Origin of the sequence: Flavobacterium geliluteum (genome assembly GCF_017948595.1) — a bacterium.
GTDB lineage: Bacteria > Bacteroidota > Bacteroidia > Flavobacteriales > Flavobacteriaceae > Flavobacterium > Flavobacterium flavipigmentatum.
Map to the genome: position 1 here is coordinate 1 of NZ_JAGFBV010000012.1, position 23,764 is coordinate 23,764.

At 35.2% G+C, this 23,764-nt stretch carries 22 protein-coding genes and 3 tRNA genes; 12 read left to right on the forward strand and 13 right to left on the reverse strand.

What is annotated here, in order from left to right; translation table 11 throughout:
- Positions 1–819, forward strand: an 819-nt coding sequence (locus J3495_RS08830) for an ISAon1 family transposase (protein ID WP_210666195.1), incomplete at its 5' end; no start/stop codon positions are given.
- A 172-nt stretch (positions 820–991) separates the two neighbouring features.
- Here J3495_RS08830 and rpsT read toward each other — a convergent pair.
- The 5 genes from rpsT to proS form a co-directional block, all read right to left on the reverse strand.
- Positions 992–1,243 (reverse strand): 30S ribosomal protein S20, encoded by a 252-nt coding sequence (rpsT, locus tag J3495_RS08835; RefSeq protein WP_041517133.1) that lies wholly within the window; start codon positions 1,241–1,243, stop codon positions 992–994.
- 155 nt (positions 1,244–1,398) lie between these two features.
- Positions 1,399–1,470 (reverse strand) — tRNA-Glu (locus J3495_RS08840).
- 43 nt (positions 1,471–1,513) lie between these two features.
- Positions 1,514–1,585 (reverse strand) — tRNA-Glu (locus tag J3495_RS08845).
- Between the two features lie 48 nt (positions 1,586–1,633).
- Positions 1,634–1,705, reverse strand: a tRNA-Glu gene (locus tag J3495_RS08850).
- Positions 1,706–1,783: 78 nt separating this feature from the next.
- Positions 1,784–3,262: a proline--tRNA ligase gene (gene proS / locus J3495_RS08855; protein WP_210666196.1), complete on the reverse strand. Its 1,479-nt coding sequence runs from the start codon at positions 3,260–3,262 to the stop codon at positions 1,784–1,786.
- Positions 3,263–3,363: 101 nt separating this feature from the next.
- On the opposite strand from proS, the gene J3495_RS08860 reads away from it, so the two are divergent.
- The 5 genes from J3495_RS08860 (at position 3,364) to J3495_RS08880 (ending at position 8,976) form a co-directional block, all read left to right on the forward strand.
- On the forward strand, positions 3,364–4,374 hold the full coding sequence (locus J3495_RS08860) for a hypothetical protein (RefSeq protein ID WP_210666197.1): 1,011 nt from the start codon (positions 3,364–3,366) through the stop codon (positions 4,372–4,374).
- Positions 4,375–4,421: 47 nt separating this feature from the next.
- Complete coding sequence (locus J3495_RS08865) at positions 4,422–5,927, forward strand: OmpP1/FadL family transporter (protein ID WP_210666198.1); 1,506 nt, start codon at positions 4,422–4,424, stop codon at positions 5,925–5,927.
- A 216-nt stretch (positions 5,928–6,143) separates the two neighbouring features.
- Complete coding sequence (gene rimO / locus J3495_RS08870) at positions 6,144–7,457, forward strand: 30S ribosomal protein S12 methylthiotransferase RimO (protein ID WP_210666199.1); 1,314 nt, start codon at positions 6,144–6,146, stop codon at positions 7,455–7,457.
- Positions 7,458–7,498: 41 nt separating this feature from the next.
- Positions 7,499–8,035 (forward strand): hypothetical protein, encoded by a 537-nt coding sequence (locus tag J3495_RS08875; RefSeq protein WP_210666200.1) that lies wholly within the window; start codon positions 7,499–7,501, stop codon positions 8,033–8,035.
- Positions 8,036–8,070: 35 nt separating this feature from the next.
- Complete coding sequence (locus J3495_RS08880; RefSeq protein WP_210666201.1) at positions 8,071–8,976, forward strand: N-acetylmuramoyl-L-alanine amidase; 906 nt, start codon at positions 8,071–8,073, stop codon at positions 8,974–8,976.
- 281 nt (positions 8,977–9,257) lie between these two features.
- Here J3495_RS08880 and J3495_RS08885 read toward each other — a convergent pair whose 3' ends face one another.
- Both J3495_RS08885 and J3495_RS08890 read right to left on the reverse strand, forming a co-directional pair.
- Entirely contained in the window at positions 9,258–10,325 is a 1,068-nt protein-coding gene (locus J3495_RS08885; RefSeq protein ID WP_210666202.1) for an outer membrane beta-barrel protein, read from the reverse strand.
- A 679-nt stretch (positions 10,326–11,004) separates the two neighbouring features.
- Entirely contained in the window at positions 11,005–11,418 is a 414-nt protein-coding gene (locus J3495_RS08890; RefSeq protein WP_210666203.1) for a DUF1573 domain-containing protein, read from the reverse strand.
- A 162-nt stretch (positions 11,419–11,580) separates the two neighbouring features.
- Between J3495_RS08890 and J3495_RS08895 the strand changes: the two genes are divergently transcribed.
- From J3495_RS08895 to J3495_RS08905, 3 genes are read left to right on the forward strand one after another with little or no spacing between them, the layout of a single operon-like run.
- A complete protein-coding gene (locus tag J3495_RS08895) occupies positions 11,581–12,843 on the forward strand; it encodes a sensor histidine kinase (RefSeq protein WP_210666204.1) in 1,263 nt (420 codons plus the stop codon).
- A complete protein-coding gene (locus J3495_RS08900) occupies positions 12,840–13,526 on the forward strand; it encodes a response regulator transcription factor (protein WP_210666205.1) in 687 nt (228 codons plus the stop codon). The genes J3495_RS08895 and J3495_RS08900 overlap by 4 nt, the downstream gene beginning before the upstream one ends.
- 53 nt (positions 13,527–13,579) lie before the next feature.
- Positions 13,580–14,344: an MBL fold metallo-hydrolase gene (locus tag J3495_RS08905; RefSeq protein ID WP_210666206.1), complete on the forward strand. Its 765-nt coding sequence runs from the start codon at positions 13,580–13,582 to the stop codon at positions 14,342–14,344.
- Here J3495_RS08905 and J3495_RS08910 read toward each other — a convergent pair whose 3' ends face one another.
- Together J3495_RS08910 and J3495_RS08915 are read right to left on the reverse strand one after the other, a co-directional pair.
- The gene (locus J3495_RS08910; protein WP_210666207.1) at positions 14,345–16,549 is read right to left on the reverse strand and encodes a B12-binding domain-containing radical SAM protein; all 2,205 of its coding nucleotides are present in this window, start codon (positions 16,547–16,549) and stop codon (positions 14,345–14,347) included.
- 133 nt (positions 16,550–16,682) lie between these two features.
- The gene (locus tag J3495_RS08915) at positions 16,683–17,960 is read right to left on the reverse strand and encodes an MFS transporter (RefSeq protein ID WP_210666208.1); all 1,278 of its coding nucleotides are present in this window, start codon (positions 17,958–17,960) and stop codon (positions 16,683–16,685) included.
- 111 nt (positions 17,961–18,071) lie between these two features.
- Here J3495_RS08915 and bshC point away from each other — a divergent pair, with 111 nt between their 5' ends.
- Both bshC and J3495_RS08925 read left to right on the forward strand, forming a co-directional pair.
- Positions 18,072–19,661 carry a bacillithiol biosynthesis cysteine-adding enzyme BshC gene (bshC, locus tag J3495_RS08920; protein ID WP_210666209.1) on the forward strand — a complete coding sequence of 530 codons (1,590 nt, stop codon included), beginning with the start codon at positions 18,072–18,074 and terminating at the stop codon, positions 19,659–19,661.
- A 110-nt stretch (positions 19,662–19,771) separates the two neighbouring features.
- The gene (locus J3495_RS08925) at positions 19,772–20,191 is read left to right on the forward strand and encodes a nucleoside-diphosphate kinase (protein WP_035640013.1); all 420 of its coding nucleotides are present in this window, start codon (positions 19,772–19,774) and stop codon (positions 20,189–20,191) included.
- A 91-nt stretch (positions 20,192–20,282) separates the two neighbouring features.
- On the opposite strand, the gene J3495_RS08930 is transcribed toward J3495_RS08925, so the two are convergent.
- Both J3495_RS08930 and J3495_RS08935 read right to left on the reverse strand, forming a co-directional pair.
- On the reverse strand, positions 20,283–20,579 hold the full coding sequence (locus J3495_RS08930) for a DUF721 domain-containing protein (protein ID WP_210666210.1): 297 nt from the start codon (positions 20,577–20,579) through the stop codon (positions 20,283–20,285).
- A complete protein-coding gene (locus J3495_RS08935) occupies positions 20,560–21,000 on the reverse strand; it encodes a lipocalin family protein (protein WP_210666211.1) in 441 nt (146 codons plus the stop codon). The genes J3495_RS08930 and J3495_RS08935 overlap by 20 nt, the downstream gene beginning before the upstream one ends.
- Before the next feature lie 264 nt (positions 21,001–21,264).
- On the opposite strand from J3495_RS08935, the gene J3495_RS08940 reads away from it, so the two are divergent.
- Positions 21,265–22,329 (forward strand): serine hydrolase domain-containing protein, encoded by a 1,065-nt coding sequence (locus J3495_RS08940; protein WP_210666212.1) that lies wholly within the window; start codon positions 21,265–21,267, stop codon positions 22,327–22,329.
- Between the two features lie 106 nt (positions 22,330–22,435).
- Here the strand turns inward: J3495_RS08940 and J3495_RS08945 are convergent, their stop codons facing one another.
- Entirely contained in the window at positions 22,436–22,615 is a 180-nt protein-coding gene (locus tag J3495_RS08945; protein ID WP_210666213.1) for a hypothetical protein, read from the reverse strand.
- A 7-nt stretch (positions 22,616–22,622) separates the two neighbouring features.
- Positions 22,623–23,576 carry a signal recognition particle-docking protein FtsY gene (ftsY, locus tag J3495_RS08950; protein ID WP_210666214.1) on the reverse strand — a complete coding sequence of 318 codons (954 nt, stop codon included), beginning with the start codon at positions 23,574–23,576 and terminating at the stop codon, positions 22,623–22,625.
- Between the last annotated feature and the right edge of the window lie 188 nt (positions 23,577–23,764).

Sequence of the window (23,764 nt, forward strand, 5' to 3'; positions counted from 1 at the left end):
TTATCCATAGATGAAACCTCCCTTTCCAATGGCGAGCTCTATACTATTTTAACCAACAAATCCGGTAAAGGTAGAAAAGGCGCCATAGTGGCTATGGTTGCAGGAACTAAAGCAGAAACAGTGATTGCCGTTATTGAAAAAATGCCTCTTCAACAACGAAATCTAGTCAAAGAAATCACTTTGGATATGGCCGGAAACATGGGATTGATAGCTAAGAAGTGTTTTGTTAATGCTACCCGGGTTACAGACCGATTCCACGTTCAAAAGCTAGCTACAGAAGCCCTGCAGGAAATCAGGATTAAATATCGCTGGGAAGCCATCGATCAAGAGAATGATGCTATTGAAAAAGCCAAAAAGTCAAAAGTAAATTTCGAATCTAAAATACTCTCAAATGGAGATACCCTTAAACAATTACTAGCCAGAAGTCGCTATTTCTTGTACAAAACCAAATCGAAATGGACTCAAAATCAAACAGAACGGGCTGCATTATTATTTGAATTGTATCCCGATATTCAAAAAGGATACAATCTAACTCAAGAGCTCCGTGGTATCTTCGAGAATACAAAAGATAAAATCATTGGTTTTGCAAAATTGGCCAAATGGCATGAAAAAGTAAATCAATCCGGGTTTAAGTCTTTCGGTACAATCTCTCGTACCATTATGAATCATTATCAAACGATATTGAACTATTTTGACAACAGAAGTACTAATGCTTCTGCAGAATCATTCAATGCTAAAATAAAAGCATTCAGATCAAAATTCAGAGGTGTGAGGAATGTGGAATACTTCCTTTTTAGACTCACTACTATTTATGCATAATTTTTATAACTCCACAGGTTTTCGTGTTGATCCCAATTAGACATCTAGCAATCAATTAAACAATGAAAGCCGCTATTGCTTTCACCATTTTCTATTAAAATATATCAGTTTTATACAAATAAAAAAAGTCCTCAAAAAGAGGACTTTTATATATTTAGGAAATTGTAATTAATTACAACTTAGCAACATGTTTTGTTAACTTAGACTTCAAATTAGAAGCTTTGTTATCATGAATGATGTTCTTTTTAGCTAATTTATCAATCATAGAAATTACAGTTGATAATTTTGAAGCAGCATCAGATTTATCAGTAGCCAATCTTAATGCCTTGATAGCATTACGAGTAGTTTTGTGTTGGTATCTGTTTAATACTCTTCTTTTTTCGTTACTTCTTATTCTTTTTAATGCTGACTTATGATTTGCCATTTCTTTTTAATTTTAGATGTAATAATTATTATAAATACTAGTTAAAAAAGAAAAACCTCCCACAATTGTATAACAATCACTTTGGTTTTAACTAATAAAACAAAAACAGAGACACCAATTTTTATTTTACAAAACTTATTTACAACTAATTTCAGTAGTCCGTAAGGGAATCGAACCCCTGTTACCAAGACGAAAGCCTGGAGTCCTAACCCCTAGACGAACGGACCATTCTCGTTCTAAGTTTTCTTCAAACTAAATAATTGAAGATAGTAGCCCGTAGCGGAATCGAACCGCTCTTACATGGATGAAAACCATGCGTCCTAACCGATAGACGAACGGGCCATTTTTTTAAACATCAAGTTAAATAACTTAATTTGCAATAGAAATTAGTAGCCCGTAGCGGAATCGAACCGCTCTTACATGGATGAAAACCATGCGTCCTAACCGATAGACGAACGGGCCCTGCTTCTCTAATGCGGATGCAAAGATACATCTATTTTTAAGATGCACAATAGCTGATGCAAAAAAAATTATTTTTTTTTAATACGCCTTAGCAAACAACACTCTTTTTGAAGAAGGATTACCAGTAAATACACAGGTTCCCACCTCTTCAACACCATCCAAAGGAATGCAACGAATGGTTGCTTTTGTCAGGTCTTTTATCTTTTCTTCGGTAGCAGCCGTACCATCCCAATGAGCCGATACAAAACCTCCTTTTCCATCCAGAATTTCTTTAAACTCCTCAAAACTATTTACTTCGGTAACGTGAGAATTACGATATTCTAAAGCTTTATTAAACAAATCTGCCTGAATCGTTTCCAGCAACTCGTTTACATAATTTACAATTTCTTCTTTAGAAACCACTTCTTTTGATAAAGTATCACGTCTCGCAACCTCAAAAGTTCCGTTTTCTAAATCTTTTGGACCAACCGCAATTCGAACAGGAACCCCTTTCAATTCCCATTCAGCAAACTTGAATCCTGGTTTTTGAGTTGTTCTGTCATCATATTTGACCGATATTTTTAATTTTTTCAATTTCGCTGTCAACTCATTAACTGCAACAGTAATTTCGGCCAGTTGCTCATCCGTTTTATAAATAGGAACAATGACCACTTGTATCGGAGCTAAATTTGGAGGCAACACCAATCCCTGGTCATCAGAGTGCGTCATTACCAAAGCCCCCATTAAACGAGTCGAAACACCCCATGAAGTTCCCCAAACGTGTTCTTGCTTTCCTTCGGCATTAGCAAACTTTACATCAAAAGCTTTTGCAAAATTCTGTCCTAAAAAGTGGGATGTACCCGCCTGTAATGCTTTTCCGTCCTGCATTAAAGCTTCGATACAATAGGTTTCATCAGCTCCAGCAAAACGCTCCGTTTCGGTTTTTATACCTTTTACAACCGGAATCGCCATAAAATTTTGTGCAAAATCAGCGTAAACATTCATCATCTTTACAGATTCCTCAAGTGCTTCGGCTTTTGTTGCGTGTGCCGTATGCCCTTCCTGCCATAAAAACTCGGCTGTTCTTAAAAACAAACGCGTACGCATTTCCCATCGCACAACATTCGCCCATTGATTAATCAATAAAGGCAAATCTCTGTATGATTGTACCCAACCTTTGTACGTTGACCAAATAATAGCCTCACTTGTTGGGCGAACAATAAGTTCTTCCTCTAATTTAGCATTTGGGTCAACCATCAATTTTCCGGGTTTATCAGGGTCATTTTTTAATCTGTAATGCGTTACAATAGCACATTCTTTTGCAAATCCTTCGGCATTTTTTTCCTCAGCTTCAAACATGCTTTTTGGCACAAATAAAGGAAAATAAGCGTTCTGATGTCCTGTTTCTTTAAACATTCTATCTAACTCTGCTTGCATTTTTTCCCAAATAGCATAACCGTATGGTTTTATGACCATACAGCCTCTAACTCCCGAGTTTTCAGCTAAATCTGCTTTTACAACCAGCTCATTATACCATTTTGAATAATCTTCGGATCTTGTAGTGAGGTTCTTGCTCATATTGAATAGTTTGGCACAAATTTTGTTTTAATAATTTTAACTAAATAGTTTGACAAAACTAACTATTTTTGTAATGTCCAACAATAAAAAACACCACAGATATGAAAACTTATACTTCTCTCCGCCAAAATTCATCTCATTTGTACATTATTGTATTAGTGAGTTTTTTAGTAACGTCATGTGGTTCTTATCAAAATACTTCATACTATGATAGTGACGGTGTTTACGGAGGAACAACAAGGACCTATGCTCAAACAACGACCAATAAAAACGACCAATACACAGACTATTTCAGATCGTTGCAAGACGAAGAACAACCAACGGAAATTTTTACAGACGTAGACAACTATAGTAATTACAATGCCGAAAATGACAGCACAGTAGTAGCTAAAAGCTACCCGGCTTGGGGAAGCAGCAATACCGAAGTTGTCATAAATACATACCCAACCTCTTCATGGTCATGGGGAATGTCTATGGGATGGGGATTTCCTGGTTATGGCTTCGGCGGATGGGGATATCCTGGTTACGGATGGTACGGTGGCGGAAACTGGGGTTACCCTGGTTTTTGGGGACCTGGATACGGCTGGGGCTGGGGTTATAGTGGTGGATTTTACGGAGGTTATTATGGAGGCGGTTACTATGGAAGACCAGGTTATGGGTACGGCTACAATAACTATTCATACGCGACAGGCCGAAGAGGTTCAGCAGGATATTACGCAGGAAGAAACTATTCTTCTAACAGAGGCACTGTAAGCAACAGAAGTTACACTTCTAACAGAAGCAGTTATACTACCAACAGAAATTACACATCTAACAGAGGTTTTACTGACAGAAGAGGATCTGGTATGGATAACAGATCAAGTAATTCAACTTTTACCAACAGAAGAAGCACTGGTCAGGGACAAAATAGTACTTATGATTATTCTAACAGAAGATCATCAAACACAACTACAACAAACAGAAACTACAACAATAGCAGCAATAGTAATTCTTCCAGAACCTACTCTCCTAGCCCATCGCGCTCTATGAATAGTGGCGGCGGAGGCAGCATGAGATCATCAGGTGGCGGCGGTGGCGGAAGATCATCAGGCGGTGGTGGTGGAAGAAGATAATTTTTCCCTTTTGTGTAATACCATAATTAAAATTAAAACTTAGCCAAATGAAAAAAATATTTCTCCTTATTGCAACAGGACTAACTTTTAGCGTGTCTTATTCTCAAGAAGTTTATGATGCTGTACGTTATGCGCAAGATAATTTAACGGGAACTGCCCGATTTAGAGCCATGAGCGGTGCATTTGGAGCTGTTGGCGGAGATTTATCCTCTACAACGGTCAATCCCGCTGGTTCTGCTATATTCAACAATAACCAGTTTGGACTTACACTTAGCAACCAAAATACCAAAAACAACTCTAATTATTTTGGCACGAACACAAGTGACAAAGACAACTCGTTTATATTGAATCAAGCAAGTGGTGTTTTTGTTTTTCACGACAGCAACCCAAGTAACAGTTGGAAAAAAATTGCTATTGGAGCCAGTTACGAAAACACAAACAATTTTAATAATAATGTTTTTTCTGCCGGTACAAATCCTACCAATTCTATTGATGATTATTTTTTAGCTTTTGCTGATGGAGTTCCGCTTGGGGTAATTAAAAATTCGTATTACGATGAGCTCAACTACAAAGAACAACAAGCGTACATGGGATATGAAGGTTTTGTTATTAACCCCGTTGCTCCACTTGACAATAACAACACTCAATACAACTCTAATGTACCAGCAGGAGGAAATTACTATCATGAAAACGAAATTTATACCAGAGGTTATAACAGTAAATTAAGTTTTAATATAGCTACTTCTTATAAAGACCGTCTTTACTTTGGAGCGAATTTAAATGTTCATATTACCGACTACAGAAGATCCAGTAGTTTTTACGAAGACAATAACAATCCGTTAACTCCAGAAGAAACTATTTCTAATTTACGTTTTAACAATGAATTGTACACGTACGGTAATGGTTTTTCTTTTCAATTAGGAGCTATTGCAAAAGTTACAGAATCATTTAGATTAGGATTGGCATACGAGTCAAATACTTGGTACGAACTTTTTGATGAAACTTCGCAAACTTTATCTACCACAAGACAAGCAGATGGCGGACAACCTATAAACAAATTTGTAAATCCTAACGTAATTAACGTATATGAATCTTATACTTTGCAAACTCCGGGAAAAACCACTTTTAGTGCGGCTTATGTTTTTGGAAAATCTGGCTTAATTAGCATTGATTACGCAATAAAAGATTATGGAAACACCAAATTTAAACCCACAAGCGATGAAGGTTTTAGAGGAATCAACAATCAGTTAAGTAATCAATTGACAAGCAATGGCGAACTGAGAATTGGTGGAGAGTACAAAATAAATAAATTGAGTTTGCGTGGTGGATATCGTTTTGAAGGAAGTCCGTACAAAAACGCCACAACAAGTGGAGATTTGACCGGTTATTCTGGCGGTTTAGGATATAGTTTTGGAGCTACAAAACTAGACTTGGCTTATTCGTATGCCGAAAGAAAATCGAATGAAGGATTTTTCGCGACTGGATTTACAGACGGTGCTAACATAACCTCGAAGCTTACGAATGTTTCGCTGACATTATTATTTGAATTGTAATTAAGAATAAATAGATGAATGGAAATTTCCGCTTAGTGTTGCTTAGCGGATTTTTTTTAGCCCTGATAGAAGGGAAAATCCTTTTTTATTGCTTTTTCTGCAATAAAAAAGATTGGAATGATAGCAGGAATAGCTCCTGAAAAAAACACTAAAACAAACCTAAAGGAGCGGTGTTTGAATAAAAAAGCGTAATTTTGCACTCCAATTTATAAAAGTATGAGAACCAAGTCTTTAAAAAAGAACAAAATTAACGTAATCACTCTTGGGTGTTCGAAAAATGTATATGATAGCGAAGTCTTGATGGGACAACTTCGTGCCAATGGAAAAGAAGTAACACACGAGGCACCAGCTGCAGAGGAGGGAAATATTATCGTAATTAACACATGCGGGTTTATTGACAATGCCAAAGCAGAGTCTGTAAACATGATTTTGGAATATGCTGATAAAAAAGAGAAAGGACTGGTTGACAAAGTTTTTGTAACCGGATGTTTATCTGAGCGTTACAGACCTGATTTAGAAAAAGAGATTCCGAATGTAGATCAATATTTTGGCACAACAGAATTGCCTCAATTATTGAAAGCTTTGGGAGCCGATTATAAACACGAATTGTTAGGAGAACGTTTAACTACGACTCCAAAAAATTACGCTTACCTAAAAATTGCCGAAGGTTGTGACAGACCTTGCAGTTTTTGTGCTATTCCGCTGATGCGCGGTAAACACGTGTCGCAGCCTATTGAAAAATTGGTTAAAGAAACAGAAGGTCTGGCAAGAAACGGAGTTAAAGAATTGATTTTAATTGCGCAGGACCTTACTTATTACGGTCTTGATATTTATAAAAAGAGAAATCTGGCAGAACTTCTGGAAGCTTTGGCAAAAGTAGAAGGAATTGAATGGATTCGTTTGCATTATGCCTACCCAACTGGGTTTCCGATGGATGTACTTGAATTAATGAAACGTGAGCCTAAGATTTGTAATTATATTGATATTCCGTTGCAGCATATTTCAGACTCTATTTTGAAATCGATGCGTCGTGGTACTACTCAGGCCAAAACCACACAATTATTGAAAGATTTTCGTGCTGCTGTTCCCGGAATGGCCATTAGAACGACTTTGATTGTAGGATATCCTGGCGAAACACAAGAAGATTTTGAGATTTTGAAAGATTTTGTTCAGGAAATGAAATTTGACAGAATGGGATGTTTTGCATACTCTCACGAAGAAAACACACATGCTTATTTATTGGAAGATAATGTGCCAGATGATGTAAAACAAGCCAGAGCCAATGAAATTATGGAATTACAATCTCAAATTTCATGGGACTTGAATCAAGAAAAAGTAGGTCAGATTTTTAAATGTATTATTGACCGAAAAGAAGGCGCTCATTTTGTTGGCAGAACCGAATTTGATAGTCCTGATGTAGACAATGAAGTATTAATAGATGCCTCGAAACATTACGTAAAAACGGGAGAATTTGTTAATATTAGAATAATAGAAGCAACAGAATTTGATTTATACGGAGAACCTGCTTAAATTTACGATAAAGAATAGCTAATCAACATAAAAACGCAATTATGAAACCAATTCAATCACTATTTCTTCTTGTTTTTGCTTTGTTGAGCATCAATACAGTTTGGGCTCAATATGGAAATGGCTATAATAATAATGGCTACGGAAGAGGTGGCGCAATGGGAATGGACAGAAGCATGATGCAGGGACAACAAAGTGCGCCAAGCAAGCCTAAAGAAATTCCTGCTGAAGAAACCGCTGCTAAAATTGTAGAACAAATGAAACCAGAGGTAAATCTTGATGAATTGCAAGCAATTGCCATTACCAATGTTATGGCAGACAGCATGAGAGAGCAAGGCATTCTTTTGAAAAATGAAAGCAGCACCCAAGATCAAAAATTAGAGCAAATCAATGCTCTTAGAGAAGAAACTAATAAAAAAATAAATGCTTTCTTAAATCCTGACCAAAAAGAGAAATTTACTGCATTTATGGCTAATTTTAAAGAAGTAAAAAAGCCGAAATCTAAAAAGAAAAAAGACTCTAAAAAAGATATAAAAGAAGATATTAAGGAAGTTAAAGATGCAACCAAAGAAACCGAATAATTGCTACTTACTCACTTAAAAAAAAATGTATAAACATGACAAAACATTTTTATTACCTGATTACTGCACTTATTATCACTTCGTGCGCAACAAAAAACCCTCATAAAATTACCGAAAAAGTATACGATCAGCAACTTAAAACTTTAGAACAACAAATAACAAGCAAAGAAGTTCAACCAATACCTGCTGTGGCGCCGCTTAGCATAGATTCTCTTTACGCACAACAGCTTCATATTGTGCGAGATTCAATTTCGAAGACAGGATCGACCGCTTTATTAAATGGTATCAGTACAGAATGGATTGGAACCGTTAATTTTAATTTAAGAAAACCAAGTTTTGTCATCATTCATCATACTGCTCAGGATTCTCTAGAGCAAACCATCAATACTTTTACAAAAGTAAAAACACAGGTTAGTGCGCATTATGTAATTTCTGAGAATGGTAAAGTGGTACAAATGCTAAACGATTATTTACGAGCTTGGCATGCCGGAAACTCGACTTGGGGAAAAACAACCGATCTTAATTCGACTTCTATCGGGATTGAATTGGACAATAATGGATTTGAGCCTTTTTCTGAAGCACAAATAAGCAGTTTGGTAGCTCTTTTAACGAAATTAAAAAAAGATTACAACATTCCGACTCAAAATTTTATTGGTCACGCCGATATTGCTCCCGGAAGAAAAACAGATCCGAGTGCTTTGTTTCCGTGGAAAACTTTGGCCGAAAAAGGTTTCGGAATTTGGCAAGATGACGTTTTAGAAGAAGCGCCCTTTGATTTTAAAATTGAGCCTGCTCTACGTATTATAGGTTACAACACAAAGAACCTTACTGCAGCAATTATGGCTTTTAAATTGCATTACATTCAAACTGATACTACTTCAGTATTAGATAGAAAAACAATCGATACCATCTATTCTATCTACAAAAAGCAGCTTCAATAAAACGTACTAAAAAATATAAAAAACACCTTTCTAAATTAGATCAGAAAGGTGTTTTTTTTTTACGAAACATCTAACTTTTACTTTTTGTAAATTCTGACTCAAACAACCTAAAATTCTATAAGTTTACGTCATTACATCATTCTTTTCGGGACTCTTGATCAAACAAAATTCACTACCAATCTATTTTGGTCACTTTACAATTGATGTCAATAAAAAAGCTGCCTAAACATTATTATGTTTCGACAGCTCCAAAAAAAAAAAAAAAATATCAATCTTTGTCTCTAGAAAGAGTATGTTGTTGCAAGTAATCCGAAAAATGATCCGCCAGCTGGTGCACTATCAGTATCTAAAAAGATATCTTCTGAAGCAGCATCATAACGTAACTCAGGGATTATTGTTAATTTACCTACTTTATAATTTAATGATATTGTATTCGCAAAAACACTGGAACCATCTAATGTGCCTAAACCAATAGCATCTTTTCCATCAAAATATTCTGCTCTGTAAGCCAAACTTAAACTTGGTTTGAAAGCATAGCTGGCATATCCTACTACTGAAAACCAATCGCCATCTAACTCACTGTCAAAATCATTTTTAGTTTTTGCATAAGTTGCATTAAAACCTAATGAAAATGCATCTGTAATAGTTTTTGAAGCCACAAAATCAAACTGAGTTTTGTTGTCATCAAAAGCCGGATTACCGCTTCCTGTTGTAAAATTCAGATAAGCACTTCCTGTCTCACCAATATACCCGATTTGCCCCACATACGTTTTTTGTTTTGTACCGGCATCCATCGCCGACTTAAAATCGGTTGGATTTGTAATACCCAACATTGCTGTAAATTTGCCCGAAGTATATTGTGCTTTTATCCCCGTATTAAAAAACGGACCGTATGAGAATGCGTACGACATACTATAGTTTTTGTTATCTACTGCATCAACTAATTCGTACCCAATATGAGTGCCAAAACTACCCGCTATTACTTTAAATTCATCAGAAATTTGATAAGTGAAATATAATTGTTTTATTAAAAATTTTGCATTGATATCTTTATCTGTTGTTTCATTATATGAAAACTCTCCTGCTCTTTTTCCAAAACCCAAATCTACAAATACAGATGCTTTTCCAAATGTGTGTGATGCTTCTATAGAAGCCATTCCTAGTTCAAAAGAATCTTGTGAGTTTGTAAAACTCGTCAAACCATTCATTTGTTTGGCAAAATCATACTTATAGTAGGCATCCGCAGACCCTGCAAAAGTGGTCGCTGGCGAAACTGCCGTTTCTTCTTCTTGGGCGATAGCAAAAGAACTTGTTAACATCGCGGCAAAAATGTGTAATACTTTTTTCATGTTTTAATTGGTTTTTAGTTAATATTGGTTCTGGTTAGTTAATCCTTCTTATATCTAGTGACAGTATAAATCATTATTTAAAACATTATTTTTTATTCCTAAAAACACCACCATTTTCATTAGCGAATTTATTAACTTTTGTATCATCACAAGAATCCAAAAGTACTTTTTTGATGATTTGATGCAAGAATTATGGATTACAAAAATTTAGTATTCAATAATCGTTATTTCATATTATTTAGGATTTGTTTTTGAAAATTCAATAACTAAATTTCATAAAAAACATATAAAAATTTAGGGTTATAATTAAAAAATAAGATTATTTAAACACAAAAAAGCCTTTTTAAAATTATAAAATTCCATTTTACCCTAAAAAAATATGGGGTATAATTTTAATTAATAAAAAATTGATTAAAATAAAACAGATTTAATTAAAACATAATTTACATTTTACCGAAGTTAAAATTCTTACAAAAAAATATCCTTCAAATTACAAAAAAAGGATCCTTAATTAGTACTATACAAATTACCAAAAACAAAAAAACTGCTCTAAACAGAACAGATTTCGTTTTAACAAAATGCAAAGCACATTTTGAAGATTACAATAATTTAAAATCAAAAAAACTCCGAACGCATAACGCATCCGGAGTTTTCACCTTTATATAATCAACCTTATATCTTAGATTACGGTTCCTTTTAGAGTAAGCACTTTGGGCGTAGCCTCTGCATTTGTAGTAACTGTAACTGTTTTTGTAAAGGCACCCTTATTTGCTGCATTGTAAGTAGCCGTGATTTTTGCTGTTTTTCCAGGAAGAATCGGTTCCTTGGTATAATCTGTCGCCGTGCAGCCGCAAGAGCCAACCACATTGGTCACTACAATCGCTGTATTTCCAGAATTCTTAAATTCAAAAACAATAGCTTTTGGTTTTCCTTGCGGAATTTCACCAACATCAACACTTTCTGTTTTCCAGACAATAGCTGTACCCAAAGTTGTGTTATTCTTCTTAGCAATCAAATATTCTACCGGTGAGATTGTCGCAAAAGACATTAATCCCAAGGCCAAAGCCAACATTGTAATCTTGATCATTTTCATAGTTATTTATTTAATGGTTAAAGTTCTTGTTATTCTCTATAGCAAAAGTACTTATGACCTTCTACAATCGCTGTTAACCGCTTTCAAATGTTTGTTAATGACTTGTTAATGGGAGTTTTTAAATCTATTTTTGATTAATATTGCACTTCTAAATCCTTTTGTTTGAAAATAAATAAACTCAATAGCATCATTATTCTCGGACTTGTAGCCATCATAGGAATATTGATTGCACAGTTATTGTGGACAAAAGAGGCTTTTACTTTAGAGCAAAAAAAGTTAAGCCAGAAAACACATATTGCTTTGCTGGAAGTTGCCAAAAAACTATACGAAGGCACTAATCATGAATTACCCGCACAAAATCCGGTGCAAAAAATAGCCAATGACTACTATATTGTAAACATCGACAATGATTTTGAACCTGATATTCTGGAATTTTATCTAAAATCTGAGTTCAAAAAAATGAATATTACGACAGATTTTGAATACGCCATGTACAACTGTCAAAGCGACGAAATGATTTATGGCAATTATATTTCGCTATCCGAAAAAAGCAAAGCAAAACAGTCTGTTTATTTTCCAAAACATCAAAATTTGATTTATTATTTTGCTGTGCGATTCCCAAACGAAACAAGTTATCTTTTTAGTTCGATGCGTTTTTGGTTTGTACTTTCGATCATGCTTATTTTTATTCTGTTAATTTATGTGTACTCCATTTTTACGCTTTTGCAGCAAAAAAAATACTCGGAATTGCAGCGTGATTTCATCAATAATATGACTCATGAGTTCAAAACACCTTTATCTTCTATTCTCATTGCCTCTAAATACTTGATCGAGCAAAATCCGATTAAAGAAGATAAAAAATTGCATACTTATACGGACATTATTATCAATCAGAGTAATAAATTGAATAGTCATATCGAAAAAATTCTGAATGTTGCCAAATCAGATTATACAGCATTAGAATTAAAAATCGAAAGCGTCCTGATCGTACCAGTTCTCGAAGAAGCCATTCAAAACATTCAATTAAAATATCCTGACGCTAACATTACAATCGAATCAAATACTGATGATCATCAGATAGCAACCGATATTTTTCATTTTTCCAATTTAGTGTATAATTTACTCGACAATGCCGTAAAATATTGTGATTCTCAACCCGAAATTTTGATTCGGATTACAATCGAAAATCAAATTTTAAAATTAGAATTCATCGATAACGGGATCGGAATTACAATTAAAAATATTCCGTTTATATTTGATAAATTTTACCGCATTCAAAACTCAAAAAGCAACGAAGTCAATGGATTTGGACTCGGTTTGTACTATGTAAAAAAGATTTGCACCTTACAAAGCTGGAAAATTGCGGCCTCAAACAACAGCGTAAACGGAACTACGATTACTTTATCAATTCCTTATAAAAAATGAAAAAAATCAGAATTCTTTATGCCGAAGACGATGAAACGTTATCTTTTTTAACCAAAGACATTTTGGAGCAAAACAATTATGAGGTTGTACATTGCTGCGAAGGAAAATCAGCTTTCGAAACTTTTAAAAAAGAAGATTTTGACATTTGCATTTTTGATATTATGATGCCAAAAATGGATGGCTTTGAATTGGCAACCGAAATTAGAAAACTCGATAATTATGTCCCTATTATTTTTCTATCAGCTAGAACTTTAAAAGAAGATCGCATAAAAGGATTGCGTTTGGGCGCCGATGATTATCTCGTAAAACCTTTCAGCATTGAAGAATTGCTCTTAAAAATTGAAATCTTCTTAAAAAGAGTGCAAAAAAATATTACTCTTGAAAAATCGCTTTATGAAATTGGAAAATACCAATTTGATACTAAAAATTTTATTCTTTTTAATGATCATGAAAAAATTGGCCTCACTCAGCGCGAATCAGAACTCCTCAAATTATTTCTTGACAACAAAAATAAAGTTTTAAAAAGAGAACAGATTCTGATGTCATTATGGGGAACTGATGATTATTTTATGGGACGAAGTCTGGATGTTTTTATTTCACGTTTACGAAAAATTCTAATTAGCGAAAGCGGAATCGCAATAGAAAACCTGCACGGAATTGGATTTCGATTTTCAATGGTGTAATAATTTTTCATTATCACTATTTTTCGTAAATTTAATATCTAATTATTTCAAATATGAAATTACATCATTTACGAAACGCTACTTTAATCATAGAAACAGAAGATCACGTAATTTTGGTAGATCCAATGTTGGGAAAGAGAAAAACGATTGCTCCTTTTACATTATTTCGCTACCCACCTAAAAGAAACCCTTTGGTGATGCTGCCTCGCAATAGCAAAGATATCCTAAACCGTGTCACACATTGCTTGATAACTCATTTACATCCTGATCATATTGACAAAAGAGGAGAGATTTTTTTAAGGAGAAAAAACACTCCAGTAATCTGTAGTACCAAAGACGAAAAAGCGTTACTAAAAAGAGGCTTAAACATCTCTCAAACCTTAAATTATGGTGAAGAACAATTTTTTTTAGAAGGTAAAATTACAGGAATTCCAGCCATTCACGGTTATGGATTTATTGCAAAATTGATGGGCAATGTGATGGGTTTTTATATTGAATTGCCTAACGAAAAATCAATTTATATAAGCTCCGACACCATTTTTACAAAACATGTAGAAAAAATTTTAATCGAAAAAAAACCAGACATTGCTGTTGTCGCCTGCGGAACAGCAAGACTTGACATCGGACAACCTCTTTTAATGAAAATGGATGATATCTTAAAATTTGTAGCACTGGCACCCAATAAAGTGCTTGCAAATCATCTCGAAGCTCTCAACCATTGTCCCACAACCCGGGAAGAATTGAAACTGGCACTTGAAAAAAACAATCTTCTCGAAAAAGTTGCCATTCCGCTTGACGGAGAAAGTGTTGATTACTAATTATAAAACCAGCAAACCAAATTCGCGTAACGTATTAATGGGTTTCGAATACCAAAATAGTTCGAAATCCTCTAATTGCATTTCAAAATCATTTTTTACTTCTTGAAAAGTATAATTTTTTGTATTTGAAATAGCAGTTTTTTGTAAAATTTGAACCAGCCATTCACCCTCACTTTTATTGGTTTGAATAACAAAACTTTCTTTTTTATCATGAAAAGTCAGCGCCATCATTTCCCAGGTTTGACCTTTTTTTGATTTTGTAAAATACTCAACAAGTGGCTTTCCGCCCAGCCAAACCACTTTTGTATTTGGTTTTGTGTCGAAGTGGTTTTGTTCTTCAAGCGCATTAAAAATAAAATCGGGATGAATTTTAGTCTTTGGAATTTTAAAATCAAACCAATCTTGCAACTCATAATCAAAACAGATACCGTGCATGAAATTAAAAAGTGATTTTTTTAGTCCGAAACTAAATTTATTGTGGTCAATACCAGTAGCATCGGTATAATCAATATCATTATTGGCAAAAGTTCCGATAATTTCGGTTGTTTTTGTCACGCCAAATTTCTCCGGATACAACCCAACAGGACTGTGCGCTGTCATTGCAAATTGATGCCAAAAACCAGATTGCAAAACGCCCGCTTCAAACAACTGACGCACCATTTCGAGACTATCTACCGTTTCCTGAACCGTTTGTGTCGGATAACCGTACATTAAATAAGCATGTACCATAATCCCTGCTTCTGTAAAATTGCTCGTCACTTTTGCTACTTGTTCAACTGTAACACCTTTGTCAATTAATTTCAGTAAACGATCAGAAGCTACCTCTAAACCGCCCGAAACAGCAATACAACCGGAAGCCTTTAAGAGCAAACACAGATCTTTAGAAAAGCTTTTTTCGAATCGAATGTTCGTCCACCAGGTTACCGCTAATTTTCGACGAAGAATTTCCAGAGCCAAGGCACGCATCAAAGCTGGCGGCGCTGCTTCATCGACAAAATGAAAGCCATTTTGTCCCGTTTGAAGCATCATTTCTTCTATGCGATCGCAAAGCAAATTGGCTGCCACGGGCTCATAAACTTTTATGTAATCGAGCGAAATATCGCAAAAAGTACATTTTCCCCAATAACATCCGTGTGCCATTGTAAGCTTATTCCATCGGCCGTCACTCCACATTCTATGCATCGGATTTACGATTTCGATAACAGAAATATATTTATCCAAAGGCAAACCTGAATAATCCGGAGTCCCGACTTGTGATTGTTTGTAATCCTGTTTTAAAGAATTATTTTTATAGACAACACTGCCATTTTCCAGTAGAAAAGTTCTTTTATAAGAATTAGCATTTGAATTTTCTAAATTAAAGATTAACTCTTCTATTGGTACTTCCCCATCATCCAAAGTAATAAAATCGAAAAATTCGAAAACACGAGAATCAGAAAGAGAACGCAATTCGGTATTCGGAAAACCGCCTCCCATCGAAATTTTAATATTCGGATGATGCTTTTTTACCCATTGTGCACATCGAAAAGCGCTGTATAAATTCCCTGGAAAGGGAACAGAAATTAAAAACAATGTGGGTTTTATTTCCTCAATTTTGACTTTTAAAAGCGACATTAAAATTGAATCAATGTACGTTAGTTTTTGTTGTAAAGCGCTGTACAATTCATCAAAAGAATTGGCACTTCGCCCCAAACGTTCGGCATATCGGCTAAAACCAAAATTTTCATCGACACATTCTACAATAAAATCCGAAATATCTTCTAGGTACAAAGTTGCCAAATGCTTGGCTTTGTCCTGCGTCCCCATGGTCCCAAAAGCCCAATCGAGTTCTTCGAGCTGCGCAAAACGAGAAGCTTCCGGCAAAAAATCTTCCTGACAAATCTGCAAAGCCAAAGTTGGGTTTTTTCCCTGCAAAAACAGAATTACAGCATCAATGCTCTTGATGTATTCATCCTGTAAAGCAAAAATACGTTTCGAATTATCGGAGACTTCAGGATTTGAAACTTCAAATTTGGAACTTGAAACCTGAAACAAATCAATCAACCCTTTCTTCGAAAACAATTCTAATATCACATCAATACCTAAATCCGCCTGAACCGATTCAATATTTTTTGTATTTAGAAATCCTTTTATATACGCTGTTGCGGGATACGGCGTATTCAATTGTGTAAAAGGAGGCGTGATGACGAATAGTTTGGTTTTCAAAAGAAATATTTTTTGCAAAAATACGGGATATTTGGATGATTTTGAAGAAAAGATTTATATCATACAAAATCTCAAACCTTTAAAAAAATAACTCTGAAAGGTTTGAGGGGTTTTAAAAATAGAAATCAGTATTTTAAAACTTATGTATTTTTTTAGACACAAATAAAAGTGCCAAAACTGTAATTACTGCAGCAATTGACAAATAATATCCAACATAAGTTAAACCGTAATGGGTAGCAAACCAAATGGCAATCATAGGTGCAAATGCTGCACCTATGATTCCGGCCAAATTAAATGTTAGAGAAGCACCGGAATAACGCACTTCGGTTGGAAATAATTCTGAAAGAAAAGTTCCAAGTGGTCCGTAAGTCAAGCCCATCAAGGTCATTCCAAGACATAAAAAAATCGTGATAAAAGTTACGCTTCCGGAATCTAAGAAAGCTGCAAACAAAAATCCAAAAAAAACAATGGCTATCGACACCGCTATCAAAACTTTTCTTCTTCCAAATTTATCTGCAATTATAGCCGAAATCGGAATCGAAAACCCAAAAAACAGAACTGAGAAAAGCTGAATTATCAAAAAATCACGTCTTGCAAATCCGAGATTGGTGGTCGCCCAACTCAAACTAAAAACAGTCATTAAATAAAATACCACAAAAGTAGTTACCGCAGCAAATGTGCCAAAAATTAATTCTTTTTGATATTTTTTTAGAATGGTTACAAGTGGAATTTTGACTTGTTCTTTGGCTTCAACAGACTGAACAAACGATGGCGTTTCCGTAATTTTCAATCGGATATAAAACCCTACAACTACCAAAACAGAACTCGCAATAAACGGAATTCTCCATCCGTAGTCAAAAAATTGTTCGTTGGTCAAAACATCTCCTAAAATCAAAAATGTGCCACCAGAAAGCAACAATCCGATTGGCGCACCTAATTGTGGAAACATTCCGTACCAAGCACGCTTGTTAGGAGGAGCGTTTTCGATGGCCAATAAAACAGCGCCACCCCACTCGCCACCTAAACCCAGTCCTTGACCAAACCTGCAAACCGTCAATAAAATGGGTGCCAAAATGCCGATACTGGCATAAGTAGGCAATAAACCGATGCAAACCGTAGAGACTCCCATAGTTAATAAAGCCACGACCAAAGTAGTTTTTCGACCAATTTTATCACCATAATGACCAAAAACTGCCGAGCCTATAGGTCTTGCAAAAAAAGCAACTGCAAACGTAGCGAGCGATTCTATTACCGAAGTGGTCGAATCTGAACCAGGGAAAAAAAGTTGCGGAAAAACCAATACTGCCGCATTGGCGTAAATATAAAAATCAAAAAACTCAATGGTAGTACCGATTAAACTGCCAAAAAGAACATGCTTTAGAGAGTTCTCTTGCTTAGGATTATTTTTCATGTGGTTCGAAAAGATTTAGTAAATAGATCTTAAAAGTCTATTTTATTTTTGAAAGTAACAAATATTTAGTTCCGCTTTTTTTTGGTAATTTAGCAACAAATAAAAATCAATATGCCAACCGACTGTATCAGCTATCAAAACTCTGGATATTTCTCGACTTTGATACACGATTATTTAGAGCAAAAATCAGATTTAAACTCCCTATATAATCATTTTCCAACACTGGAAAACTTTGAAAAACAAATCGCTGAAAAGCAAAATAATTTCGATAACTCGAATCGAATTCCTTTGGTTGAAACCTTAAAAAAGCAATACCAGAATATCAAAATTTCAGATTCGACCCAGCAAAATATCGGACTATTAGAGCATTCCAATACTTTTACCATTACCACAGGTCATCAGCTGAATTTGTTTAGTGGGCCTTTGTACTTTTTATATAAAATTATTTCGACAATCAATCTTACCAAAGAATTAAAATCGAAATATCCTGCTCATAATTTTGTTCCCATTTACTGGATGGCGACTGAAGATCATGATTTTGAAGAAATTAATTATTTTAATTTTAAAGGAAAAAAATTCCGTTGGCACAAAGAAAGTACGGGGCCTGTAGGAAGGCTTTCTACTGAAGGTTTAATCGAGTTTTTTGAGATTTATTCTAAAGAATTAGGCGCCAGTACCAATGCGAATTATCTAAAAAAATTATTTGAAGAAGCCTATTTGCAACATGAAAATTTAGCCGATGCCACCCGTTTTTTAGCCAATAGTTTGTTTGCCGCGCAAGGTTTGGTCATTTTGGATGCTGATGATGCACATTTAAAAAAAGCCTTCATTCCTTACATAAAAGAAGAATTAATAAAACAAACTTCTTTCAAAACGGTTCAGAAAACAATCGAACAACTAAAAAACTATACGGTACAGGTTAATCCTCGTGAAATCAATTTATTTTATATCGAAGATACTTTGCGTGAACGAATTGTTTTTGAGAATAACAAATACATCGTCAACGGTACTACAACATCGTTTTCAGAAGAAGAAATTCTACATTTAGTAGAAAATCATCCAGAGAAATTCAGTCCTAACGTAATCATGCGTCCGTTGTATCAGGAAATCATTCTCCCTAATTTGTGCTACATTGGCGGAGGTGGAGAAATTGCTTACTGGCTGGAATTAAAATCTTTTTTTGACGCCATAAACATTACTTTTCCGATGCTTTTGGTGCGAAACTCAGTACTTTTAACCACAGAAAAACAAGTAAAAAAAGCAGACAAATTAGGTTTAAGCTGGCAAGATTTATTTGCCAAACCAGCCGATTTGACCAATGCAATTACACATAGACTATCACCATTTGCAATTGATTTAACGCCTCAAAAAGAAATTTTAGCACAACAATTTCAGCACCTTTTAGCATTGGCGCAACAAACCGACAAATCTTTTATTGGTGCTGTAAAAGCGCAGGAAGTCAAGCAAACAAAAGGCTTAGAGAATTTGGAGAAACGTTTATTAAAAGCACAAAAAAGAAATCTAAGCGACCAATTACAGCGTGTTATCGATCTGCAATGCGAATTGTTCCCTAATAAAAGTTTGCAGGAACGTCAAGCGAATTTTTCAGAATTTTATCTCGAAAAAGGCGAGCAATTGATTCCGCTTTTATTGCAAAAACTCAAACCTTTGGCAACTAATTTTGACATCATCACCATTTAGTTTTGTATTTATTTGCTAAAACATCAATTCGTGAAGTTTTAATTATGAATTAATTAAAAACAATTCATAAAAAAGTCTATTTTTGCACAAAATTTAAAAATCGCAAGAAAATGGCAACAAATAGAACTTTTACAATGATTAAGCCGGATGCTGTAGCAAACGGACACATCGGGAATATCTTAGCAATGATTACAAACGGAGGTTTCAAAATCGTTTCTTTAAAATTAACACAATTAACTGTAGCTGATGCTCAGGCATTTTATGCAGTACACGCTGCAAGACCATTCTACGGAGAGTTGGTTGAATTTATGTCACGCGGACCAATCGTTGCTGCAATTTTAGAAAAAGAAAACGCAGTAGAAGATTTCAGAACTTTAATTGGAGCTACAAATCCAGCTGAAGCTGCTGAGGGAACTATTCGTAAAGCATACGCAACTTCTATTGGAGAAAATGCAGTACACGGTTCTGATAGCGACGAAAATGCCGCTATCGAAAGCGCATTTCACTTTGCTGGTAGAGAGCAGTTTTAATCATTTTAGATTACTGAACTTAACAATCACAAAAAAAATCCATTTCGATTGAAATGGATTTTTTTTATTGAAAATTTCGAAAAATCTAAAATTACCGTAACACCACATCCTTAACCACATCACGACCCAATTCTTCGTTGATCATTTTTACAATTTTAGACTTTCCGTGACTCAGTTCTTCCCTCAAAACAGCCGAACCCAGTTCTACATACAGCGTACTTCCCTTCAACACTATATTTTTAGTATACGTATTTACACCGTTTCCCATCAATTGTCGCCAAGCTTCCTTCACATCAATCTGATCCATACCAGGTTGCAATTTGTTTACCTGAATGATTTGTTGCAAAACCGCTCCAATCGTACTTTCATTATTTAGTCTTTTCGCCATCTTTTAGTAAATTTATCGGTCCTGCTTTTTTATAATGATATTCTTTGTTTTCTTTATTTTTAGCTACAAATTCTTTATCAGAAATTGCAATTATTTCCTCACTCCACTTGGCATACGCTGTTTTATAATCCAGAAAAGTTTTTTCTCCGTCAAAACGTACCGTGACATTTTCGAAAGAATCACTTGTCAAAAAAGTTCCGTCAAATTGTGGCATAACTTTCTTCCTTAATCCTTTATTATTCTTGATTTCAAAATAATCAAAACTCTCATTCATACCGTAATTCTTCTCTTCACCCTTCTCAAAAACTACTTTTTCAATTTCCCAATAACCATTTAGTTTTGCAATATCCTCCGACTTAATTTCCTGCTTACAGCTTATCATCAAAACTGATACAAACAAAATTATAAACGATTTTTTCATGTTTTTATTTTTTTAAATTTAGACCTTCTCGCACCAAATATCTAAAGTATCAGGAGCTATTTCCTGCTGTCCGACTCTATCTTTTGTGGCGAACCCCGCCACAAAAGGATGCCGCTCCCATCAGGGCTAGGGCTCCAGTTTTCAGAATATTATTTTGCAGACTACAAAGTTAACCTTATAAAATTCAAAAGAAATAAAAAAACACCAAACACATTAAACTATTTTGCATATTTTTGGTCAAACCCCAAACCAAAAACAAAAACCATGACCAAAAACATTTGTAAAATCCTGATCCTGTTCACGTTCTTTAGCTGTAGCAAAGAAGACAACGACACAACCACAACCACCAATCAAACCATGTATTTTCCACCTTTAACAGGAACTACTTGGGAAACGCAATCAATTTCCGACCTCAAATGGAATCAAAATGCTGTACAACCGCTTTTAGATTATCTCGAGCTTAAACATTCCAAATCATTCATTGTTTTGGTCAACGGCCGCATTGTTTTAGAAAATTATTTCAATGGTCATACCGCCAGCACCAACTGGTATTGGGCAAGTGCCGGAAAAACACTCACCTCGACCGTGACAGGAATTGCACAACAAGAGAATTTACTCAACATCAACAATAAAGTATCGCAATATATTGGTACCGGCTGGACAAGCGAAACTTTGGCCAAAGAAAACCTCATTACGTGCAAAAACCTGCTCACCATGACTTCAGGTCTGGACGACAGCACTGACGAAGTTGACCCAGCAAGTTTGATTTACAAAGCAGATGCTGGAACACGCTGGGCATATCATAATGTCTATGTAAAACTACAGGATGTAGTCGCTCAGGCAAGCGGACAAACTTGGGGGAATTATTTTAACACCAAATTACGAGACAAAATCGGAATGAACGGCAATTGGGTTCAGATTGACGTAAACAGTGTCTACATGAGCACCTCAAGAAGTATGGCGCGTTTTGGCCTCCTAATGCTCAATAAAGGAAAATGGGACAACAACACAATCCTTAATGAAACTTTCTTTAACGAAGCAACAAATACTTCGCAAAACATCAATTTAGGATATGGTTATTTGTGGTGGCTCAACGGAAAAAGCACGTATCATTTACCGCAATCACAACTTACGATCCCGGGAAGTATTATTCCGACTGCACCAAACGATATGTTTATGGCGCTAGGCAAAAACGATCAGAAAATATATGTTATTCCGAGTAAAAAAATGGTAATCATCAGAATGGGAGACGCTGCAGATGATGTGAATCTTGCCTTATCTGATTTTGACGAAACTTTATGGGAGAAAATTAGTGCTTTGTACAAGTAACTTTGTATAAATTATAAAAAATAAATCCCAAATCCCAACTTTAAAATTGGAATTTGGGATTTAAAAATATTGATTTTTTTATTATAAAATCTTTATTCGATTAATTTTATCGCTTCGTACGGATTCTTTTTAGCATTCCGATAAAAAAGAAAATCAGTCCTAAAACCAATAAAACATAATAAAAAGACAAACTTTTGCCTTTAAGAACATTGGCCAAAACAAAACACACCACACTTGCAAAATAAAACGTAACTGGTGTTAAATTTTTTAAAGAAGAAAAACTCATTCTACAATTATTTAAAGAAACTATCAACAAATTCATATTTATTAAAGACCTGTAGATCTTCAATTCCTTCACCAATACCAATGTATTTTACAGGAATCTGAAACTGGTCAGAAATACCAATAACAACACCACCTTTTGCTGTTCCGTCTAATTTTGTCACGGCAAGAGAAGTAACTTCAGTAGCGGCAGTAAATTGTTTGGCTTGCTCAAAAGCATTTTGACCCGTAGAACCATCCAAAACCAGGAGCACATCATGTGGTGCATCGGCCACCACTTTTTGCATTACACGTTTTACTTTGGTCAACTCGTTCATCAAATTGATTTTATTATGCAAGCGTCCGGCAGTATCGATAATCACGATATCGGCATCTTGAGCCACCGCAGATTGCAAGGTATCAAAAGCTACAGAAGCAGGATCGCTACCCATATTTTGTCTTACAATAGGCACATCCACACGATCAGCCCAAACTTGTAATTGATCGATCGCTGCGGCACGAAAAGTATCTGCAGCACCCAAAACCACTTTATAACCCGCTTTTTTAAACTGATACGCCAGCTTACCAATAGTAGTCGTTTTACCGACACCATTTACACCAACGACCATTAAAACGTATGGTTTTTTATCTTTCGGAATCTCAAATTCGGTGGCTTCGCCTCTGTTGGTTTCAGATAACAAAGCACCAATTTCGTCACGAAGTATTTGGTTTAATTCTTCTGTTCCTAAATATTTATCATCGGCAACACGTTTCTCGATTCGCTTAATAATTTTAAGTGTCGTGTTTACGCCAACATCTGAGGCAACCAAAATTTCTTCTAGGTTATCCAGAACATCGTCATCGACTTTAGATTTTCCGGCAACTGCCTTGCTTAATTTTGAAAAGAAAGTAGTTTTTGATTTTTCGAGACCTTTGTCTAAAGTCTCTTTTTTATCAGTAGAAAATAATTTTTTAAAAAAACTCATTTTTTGTAGATTAATTAAGATTGGAGACTTCTTATATTTCTAAATAATCCGAAGCCCGAAAATTGAAAAAAAGCACCATTGTTTTAGACTAGCCCCGACAGTAGCGATATCCTTTGTTTGCCTTCTTTAGGCAGACAAAGATATAGCGGATGGCGGGAATCATGTTTAAAAAAAGCCAATTGCTGTGC